At 41.4% G+C, this 8,339-nt stretch carries 6 protein-coding genes; 3 read left to right on the top strand and 3 right to left on the bottom strand.

Translation table 11 applies throughout. The annotated features are described in order from the left end of the window. Nucleotides 1–172: 172 nt before the first annotated feature. Nucleotides 173–1,315, bottom strand: a complete 1,143-nt coding sequence (gene iadA / locus LKD48_RS15905) for a beta-aspartyl-peptidase (protein WP_334303542.1) — start codon at nucleotides 1,313–1,315, stop codon at nucleotides 173–175. 169 nt (nucleotides 1,316–1,484) lie between these two features. Here iadA and LKD48_RS15900 point away from each other — a divergent pair, with 169 nt between their 5' ends. Beyond that, nucleotides 1,485–1,937 carry a MarR family winged helix-turn-helix transcriptional regulator gene (locus LKD48_RS15900; protein WP_308732589.1) on the top strand — a complete coding sequence of 151 codons (453 nt, stop codon included), beginning with the start codon at nucleotides 1,485–1,487 and terminating at the stop codon, nucleotides 1,935–1,937. A 37-nt stretch (nucleotides 1,938–1,974) separates the two neighbouring features. Here the strand turns inward: LKD48_RS15900 and LKD48_RS15895 are convergent, their stop codons facing one another. After that, nucleotides 1,975–3,762 (bottom strand): ammonium transporter, encoded by a 1,788-nt coding sequence (locus LKD48_RS15895; protein WP_308732588.1) that lies wholly within the window; start codon nucleotides 3,760–3,762, stop codon nucleotides 1,975–1,977. 341 nt (nucleotides 3,763–4,103) lie between these two features. Here LKD48_RS15895 and murI point away from each other — a divergent pair, with 341 nt between their 5' ends. Then, nucleotides 4,104–4,898 carry a glutamate racemase gene (murI, locus tag LKD48_RS15890; RefSeq protein ID WP_118616344.1) on the top strand — a complete coding sequence of 265 codons (795 nt, stop codon included), beginning with the start codon at nucleotides 4,104–4,106 and terminating at the stop codon, nucleotides 4,896–4,898. A gap of 3 nt (nucleotides 4,899–4,901) precedes the next feature. Here the strand turns inward: murI and LKD48_RS15885 are convergent, their stop codons facing one another. After that, the gene (locus LKD48_RS15885) at nucleotides 4,902–6,755 is read right to left on the bottom strand and encodes a glycerophosphodiester phosphodiesterase family protein (protein WP_308732587.1); all 1,854 of its coding nucleotides are present in this window, start codon (nucleotides 6,753–6,755) and stop codon (nucleotides 4,902–4,904) included. A gap of 175 nt (nucleotides 6,756–6,930) precedes the next feature. Between LKD48_RS15885 and LKD48_RS15880 the strand changes: the two genes are divergently transcribed. Further along, nucleotides 6,931–8,256, top strand: a complete 1,326-nt coding sequence (locus LKD48_RS15880) for an L-cysteine desulfidase family protein (RefSeq protein WP_408628587.1) — start codon at nucleotides 6,931–6,933, stop codon at nucleotides 8,254–8,256. Nucleotides 8,257–8,339 lie beyond the last annotated feature (83 nt).

The following is an 8,339-nucleotide window of genomic DNA, read 5'->3' as shown; positions in this document are numbered from 1 at the left end:
AATGTTTTTAGAATTGCGAAAGTTGCATAGCAACGGAGCAATTCGTGGATATCAGTTGGGGGCAAAATACCTTTTGACCCCAACATCCATAGATAAATGGAATTTGCAAGGGATAGTGTATCATATCAAATGAAATAAAGAAACTAAAAAATAAGAAAAATCAAAAAAGAATTTAATAGACTGACTTTCCTCTTGCAATGACTTTGATAAGCTGCAAGTTCTTGTCTAAGATACAAAGATCAGCATCGTATCCTTCCTGAACTCTTCCTTTCTTATTTAAATGAAGAATGTCGGCAGGGTTGGAGGTGATTGTGGAGAGTGCGGTTTCTAGTGGAATGTTTTCCATGGATACGCATTCCTTTACTTCCTTTAACAGGCAGCTGGACTGACCGACTCCCATTCCCTGAAATTCACCTTTTTTATTGTAGATTGGCAGGCTTCCCTGTCCATCGGAGGAGATTGTGATACGGTTTGGATTGACACCTGCATTTAGCATACGCTTGATTCCTTTGCATACGCGCACCTCATCGCAGATAGTCTCCCAGTAGTCGATATCTTCGTTTCCTGTAAAGTCAACGGCACCGCCCTTTAATGCATATTCGATGGCTTGGCAAAAAAGTGCCTCGTTTCGGTTTACGTGAGTAGGAAGAAACTGTGATGCAGGAATTTCTGTCTCATCAATTACACGGTTGATTAACTCCATGCCTCGTGAGCCATCACCGAGATGAACGTTAATGATTCCAGCTTTTCCAGAAAGTACTCCGCCGAGTCTTGTATCGGCTGCAACACGGGTAAATTCTTCAAAGGTTGGCTGGGAGGAACGATGGTCTGAAATGGCGATTTCTCCTGTTCCAATGATTTCCTGAATCATCATAATATCCTTTGGGATGCTGTCAGTCAGCGTGCGAACAGGAACCTGATAACTTCCAGTGTAGCAGTAAGCAGATATTCCCTGCTCGTTTAGCCCTTTTGTTTTGGCGACAAGTGCACACATATCACGTCCAATTCCATCAGTGCCAAGACAGCCAACAACAGTTGTCACGCCGAATTTGGTAAGCCCTTCCATGGTGGCCTCTGGTGTACGGTTGGCAAAACCGCCTTCGCCGCCTCCTCCGAGTACATGAACATGACAGTCAATAAAGCCAGGTGTGAGGATCAGATTTGTTCCATCAATTTGTTCAGGCTCTGGAAAATATGAAGGAATTGACAGACTGCCTGCATCTGCAATTTTTACAATTTTATCGTGAATGATAAGTACATCCTTTTTTCCAAGATGCTCTGGTGCGTAAATGTCAATATTTTGAATTAGTTTGATCATATTATTATAAATACCTTTCTAAAATTATTTTGGCGATCAAATTCGCTGCCAATAGTATACCACACAAAACAGGATGAGCAAACGAAAAAGTGGTTATGTTTTTATTGACAAGAAGAGAAAAAAACACTATAATCGTTCAAAATAGAACTACAGAAGGAGGGCATACATGTATTTTTGTGATGAGCATAGAGGAATTACACGTTATTATGAGATTCTGAAGTCATCCGTATGTGAAAAATATCAGCTTAGGCAGATGGAGTATGATATACTGATGTTTCTATATAATAATCCACAGCATAACACGGCAGCAGATATTGTCAGATACAGAAAGTCAACAAAATCTCACGTATCTATGTCACTTAAGGTGCTTGAGGAAAAAGGGCTGATTGAAAGAAGGATAGATAAAGACAATAAAAAACGTGTTGAAATTTATATTTTGGATTCAGCAGATGATATAATAAAAGATGGCATACGCGTACAAAAGCAGTTTGCAAAAGATATGTTTAATGGGCTTACAGACGATGAAATTGCATTGTGTAAGCAGATCTTTAAAAAGATATGTAATAATGCGGAAGCGTGCATAAAAGCTGCAAATAACAAAGTGCCTGCAGAAAAATAAGACTGCGGGCACTTTGTTTTTTTAAGGAAGATATAAATTACTCAACATCCTGTAATGCTGCAAAATTTTCTTCGCCGGTACGAACCTTTACAACGCGGTCTACGTTGTATACGAAGATCTTGCCGTCACCGATATGACCGGTGTAGAGTGTCTTCTTTGCAGCTGCGATTACTGTATCAACTGGGATGCTGCTGACAACTACTTCAACCTTAACTTTTGGAAGAAGAGTAGCATCAAGCTCAACACCACGGTACTTTTCGCCGGCACCCTTCTGAATGCCGCAGCCCATTACCTGAGTAACGGTCATTCCAGTTACACCTATGTCATTCATAGCCTTTCTAAGCTTATCATAACGAGAAAGCTTTGCAATGATGACAACCTTATAGATACCGCTTGGTGAAACATCTGGAGCATTAACGACCTTAACAGCGGCAGCCTTCTGTGCAGCAGAAGCGCGGTCATATTCTTCAACACCAAGGTTTGTATTTGCATTTTGCTCCATGGTCATAGTATTGTCGATATCCATGATTGAGAATCCGGCATAAGCAGATGGAAGACCATGCTCAGTTGCATCAAGACCAATGATTTCTTCTTCCTCGGAAACACGAAGACCAAAGATTGCTTTGATAACAAGGAATGTAATCGTGATAGTAACAGCAGTGAAAGCTGCGGTACAAAGCATACCAAGAAGCTGTAAGCCAAGCTGTGAGAAGCCGCCGCCATAGAAAAGACCAGCTCCAGCGATCTGGTTTGCACCATATGTAACGCCATCACCATATCCTCTTGCAAAGGCCGGAGCACTCTTTGTGGCAAAAAGTCCAACTGCAATTGTACCCCAGATACCATTCATCATATGAACAGCTACGGCACCAACTGGATCATCAACGTGAATCTTATTATCACAGAACCATACACCAAATACAACAAGCAAACCAGAAACAGCACCTATCACGATAGAACCAAATGCATCTACAACGTCACAGCCGGCAGTTACAGCAACAAGGCCAGCTAAAGAAGCATTCAGACACATGGAAACATCAGGCTTTCCATACTTTACCCATGTAAAGATCATACAGACTACAGTTGCGATAGATGGTGCAATTGTTGTAGTAACGAAAATGGATCCAAGCTCCTCAACGCTAGTTGCTGCGGCACCATTAAATCCATACCAGCCAAGCCAAAGAATGAAAACACCAAGACAGCCAAGTGGAAGATTGTGACCAGGGAAGGCATTTACCTTTGTGATTTTGCCGTTTGAATCCTTTACAAACTTTCCAATACGAGGTCCTAACATTGCTGCACCAATGAGTGCACAGATACCGCCAACCATATGAATACAGTTTGAACCGGCAAAATCATGGAAGCCGATCTGTGCAAGCCAGCCGCCGCCCCATGTCCAGTGTGCCTCAATCGGGTAGATTAAAGCAGAGATTACTGCTGAGTAGACACAGTAGGAAAGGAATCTTGTTCTTTCAGCCATAGCACCAGATACGATGGTAGCAGTAGTTGCACAGAACACAAGGTTAAATACGAAATTGGACCAGTCAAAATTTGCATAATCTGTAAAAATGTCAAAGCCCGGCTTTCCGATAAGACCAACAAGATCTTCTCCGAGAAACAGACCAAAACCAATCAGGATAAACATAACAGTACCAATACAAAAATCCATCAGATTCTTCATCAGGATATTTCCTGTATTTTTTGCTCTGGTAAAACCAGCCTCAACCATTGCAAAACCAGCCTGCATCCAGAATACGAGTGCAGCTCCAATTAAAAACCATACACCAAAGACTTCACTTTGAACCGTACTTAAAATTTCTTCCATAGGACATTTCCTCCTTTTTTAACAGTACAAAGCCGCGCACACCGGGATCCTTCGGCGTGCACGGCTTTGTGCTGCGGATATGAGAAAAGGCGCTGACTTCCATACGAATGTGTCAGCGCCTTTGCTTGAAAATGATTATAGAAGTCGAAGCGCGATTTGTCAATCAGAAATTTTATAAAAAATTAACATTGTGAAAATCTTCTATACATGATGGGATTTTCGCGGTATACTGTAAGCATAAATACAAAAATGGCAGCTATTCACAGCATGCAAATTCGCATAGCTTTAAATAGCTGCAAAAAATGAAATGCTGACATGGAAAAGGATTGAAGTGTGTAGATATGGAAAAGAAAAGACAGCCAATCGGCGTATTTGATTCTGGTGCAGGCGGACTTAGTGTATTAAAGGAGCTAGTACGACTGATGCCAGAGGAAGATTTTATTTATTATGGGGACTCGCTCAATGCACCTTACGGCGTAAAACCGCTTGAAGAAGTGCGACAGCTTACATATGCCTGTGCTGAGCATTTGTTAGAGCGTGGTGTAAAGGAAATTATTATTGCCTGCAATACGGCGACAAGTGCGGCATGCAAAATAATGCGCGGCATGTATCCGGATTTGCCGCTTGTAGGCATAGAGCCTGCGGTAAAGCCGGCAGCCCAAAATCACCGAGGAGAAAAAGTGGCTGTTATGGCAACTCCGCTGACACTTCATGAAGAAAAATTTAAACAGCTTGTGAAGCGCTATGAGGATCAGGCGGTAATTATTCCAGTTCCGTGTCCGGATTTGGTGGAATATGTGGAGAAAGGAATTTTAGAAGGCCCTGAGCTTGAGGGATATTTAAAGGATGTATTAACACCTTGTTTACAGGAAGGTATTAAGGCAGTAGTTCTTGGCTGTACACATTTTCCGCTTGTAAAGTCTGCGATTGGAAAGGTTGTTGGTGAATCGGTTCGCATTTATGATGGAGGAGAGGGAACTGCCAGACAGGCAAAATGTCTGCTAGCTGCGAAAAATCTCTGTACAGATCAAGAAAAAGGGCACATCTGCTTTGAGAGCAGTGCACCCGAAAAAGAAGCATATTATGAAGCGCTGTACCGAAAGGCAGCACATATTGACAGCAGAGTGAAATTATGAGTATTAGAGCATTAGTCTTAGCAATTTTATAATACTGTATGAGGATTTCTCATCGCGGTAAATTACTTCACGCGCCTTGGCTGGATAGTCTGTGATAATGACATCCACCTGGGCGTTTTTCATGCGCTCTGCCTCTGCTCTTGTGTTGATGGTCCAGGCATAGACAGCCTTGCCTTGTGCATGGGCCTTTGCAACAGTTGTATTATTTACAAACATAGAACGTACACAGAAAAAGTCAATCATGTCATTTTTATAATAGTTGCCGATGGCTGTAGTAAGAATGTAGCCGAGCGTAAGATCAGGATTTAACTCATTTACCTGACGAAGATAAGCATAGTCGGAGGACTGAATGGAACACTGATATTCCATTTCATATTGTTCAATTAGGCCTACAACTTTCGCTGCAAGATCTGCACTGGCAGAATTTCTCTTTAATTCAATTAAAAGGTGCGCTCGTCCTTTTACAAGAGACATGACTTCTTCTAGTGTAGGTATATAGGTAAATTCATGGTCTTTTGAAAAATAATAACTGATATCATATTGCTTTAATTCTTCATAGGTAACATCTGCAATGTTGATTTTTTTTCCAGCGATACGTTTAAGTGAAGCATCATGACAAACAATAACCACGCCATCTTTTGTTTCCTGAACGTCAATCTCAACACCGTCAGAGAGGGAGGAGATTGCAAGATCAATGGCTTCAAGTGAGTTTTCAGGTGCTTCTGAAGAAAGTCCTCTGTGACAGTAAATTTGAACTGGGCTTAGTGGACGTTCAGCAAGAAGGGCACCGTTATAGATACCATAGTATAAAAAGCAAAAAACGCCAACACCGGCAGCAGCAAGACCACAGGCACGAAAGATACGGCGAAGCGGTGTGTCTGGCGCATAGCTAAGATGAAATTCCAAAATAACATCATTGCCGGAAAAACGGAAAAACAGATGTGTCATCATTGCTGCATTTAAGAAAACACCTATGCAGGTGACAAACCATATGAGTGCGATGGAAAGCGTATTGTTAAAGCTAAGAACCATTGCAACCTTTAAGTCAGCTGGCGCAAAAAAATTGACGACGACAACAATTATAATCTGACACAGCAAACGAAGAATAAACCAAAGGACAACGACGAGCAGATTTAAAAGAATTATGTCGCTTAGTACAGCACGAAGATTCTTTCTGACGAGAGGAACACTTGCTTTTTTTGCATTTCTCAGGCCGAAATCGCCAAGATACCAGTAGCAGGCACAGAAAAACTCACGAACTGCAAAAATTCCAATAAATATAAGAAAAGTGATGATCGGAATGCAGTAAATAAGTTTTGAAAAAAGCATTGGCAAAAAGGTGCTGTAAGGATTTATGCGAAAACAGATTTCATAGAAAAAGAATAGGTTGATTAAAATCTGGTAGGCAAATAAAGGCAGGGCGACATACAGCTGTTTAAAGTGAAATCTTTGAAAGCCTTTTGCGCAGCCATGTAGAAAAATATCCTTCATGCGAAGCTTCTGTCTTGCCAAAGAAGCCTGAAAGCCGCCAAGAAGAATGCATGCATTAAGATAAGTCAGCACACATGCAGTCAAAAATAAAATCAGAAGCATTGCGATTGCCGGAGGTGTGATCAGAAAGCGTCCGATATTGGCGGAATTTAAAAAACTGTAGCCGTCGATTTTTAATGCAATACTTAAAAGAAGCTGAAAGAGTGAGTATTCAATCAGGGTGTAAAATATAGAGTAAATAATTTGAAGCGCGAGCATACTTTTTATATTTAAAAAGGCACCGCGCATAGCAATCTTTAAGTCGCCTAAGGCATTTTTTAAATGACAAAAATAGCGCCTTGTGTGCTTTTTAGTGTGTTGTTCCATAGCTGTCAGTCCTGTCTGTAAGATATATATTCTATGATAACATAGTTTTTCGCAAAATGCGATGTAAAATTACAAAAAACGAAAAATCAATGAGAGAAAATTTGGCAAAACCTTTACAAAAAACACGATAATTGATATCATGAATAATAGTGCGAGGCACGGATCATATAGAAAAATGGAGAAAATTGTAATGCTTACAAGAGAAGATCATAAGACATATGCGCAGATTTTGCGCGAAGAACTGACACCAGCGTTTGGCTGTACAGAGCCGATTGCGCTGGCATACTGTGCCGCAAAGGCAAGAGAAGTATTAGGTCAGATGCCGACAGAGGTTATCATTGAGGCGAGCGGCAATATTATCAAGAATGTAAAGAGTGTTATCGTACCGAATACAGGCGGCATGAAGGGAATCCCAGCGGCAGCGGCAGCTGGAATCGTGGCAGGAGATTCAAAAGCATGTCTTGAGGTTATCGCAAAGGTAACACCAGAAGAACAAAAGGAAATCGCTGAGTATTTAAATAATGTTCCATTTAGTGTAAAGGCAATGGAGGATGGTGATAAGCTTGATATTCGTGTAACAGTAAAAGCCAAGGAAAATAGTGCAGTTGTGCGTGTATCAAAGCATCATACTGATATTGTGTATATCGCGCGTAATGGCGAGGTTATGTTAAACGAGCAGGACGACTGCGAGTGTGCACAGAAACTGGCAGAGAGCCAGGCTGCGGCAGCAGAGCAGCGCGCTGACAGAAGCCGCCTTAGCATTGAGGGAATTGTAGAGTATGCGAAGACTGCAGATTTAAGCACAGTAAGTGATTTGTTAAACAGACAGGTTGAGTATAACTATAATATTGCACAGGTTGGTGTAAAAGAGGACTGGGGTGCAAATGTGGGAAGTGTTTTGCTTGATACATATGGTGAAGATGTGCGTACAAAAGCAAGAGCATATGCAGCAGCAGGCTCCGATGCACGTATGAGTGGCTGTGAGCTTCCTGTTGTAATCAATTCGGGAAGTGGAAACCAGGGAATTACTGTATCAGTTCCTGTTATTATTTATGCAAAGGAATATCATAAGAGTGACGAAGAACTGCTTCGTGCACTTTTGGTATCAAATCTTATTGCAATTCACATTAAGACAGGAATTGGACCATTGTCTGCATTTTGCGGAGCAGTAAGTGCCGGATGTGCAGCAGGCTGTGCAATTGCATTTTTACTTGGCGGCGGCATCGATGAGGTGGCTCATACACTTGTAAATTCTATTGCAATTACATCTGGTATTATCTGCGATGGAGCAAAGCCATCATGTGCAGCAAAGATTGCATCTTCTGTGGATGCTGGAATTTTAGGATATGAAATGTATCGCCATGGCCAGCAGTTCTATGGTGAGGATGGAATTGTAAGTAAGGGTGTTGAGAATACTATTCGTAATATCTGCCGAATTGGTGCAGAAGGAATGAATGGCACAGACGAAGAGATTATAAAGATCATGACACACTGTGATTAAAATATAGTAACTATTCAGAACCCCATTCGCAAAATCGCATCTTCGATGCTTCTATTTTGCTCATGTGGTTACCTCGCCATATA

It is taken from the genome of Anthropogastromicrobium aceti (genome assembly GCF_020687335.1).
GTDB lineage: Bacteria > Bacillota > Clostridia > Lachnospirales > Lachnospiraceae > Anthropogastromicrobium > Anthropogastromicrobium aceti.
This window is presented reverse-complemented; position numbering and strand designations above follow the sequence as displayed.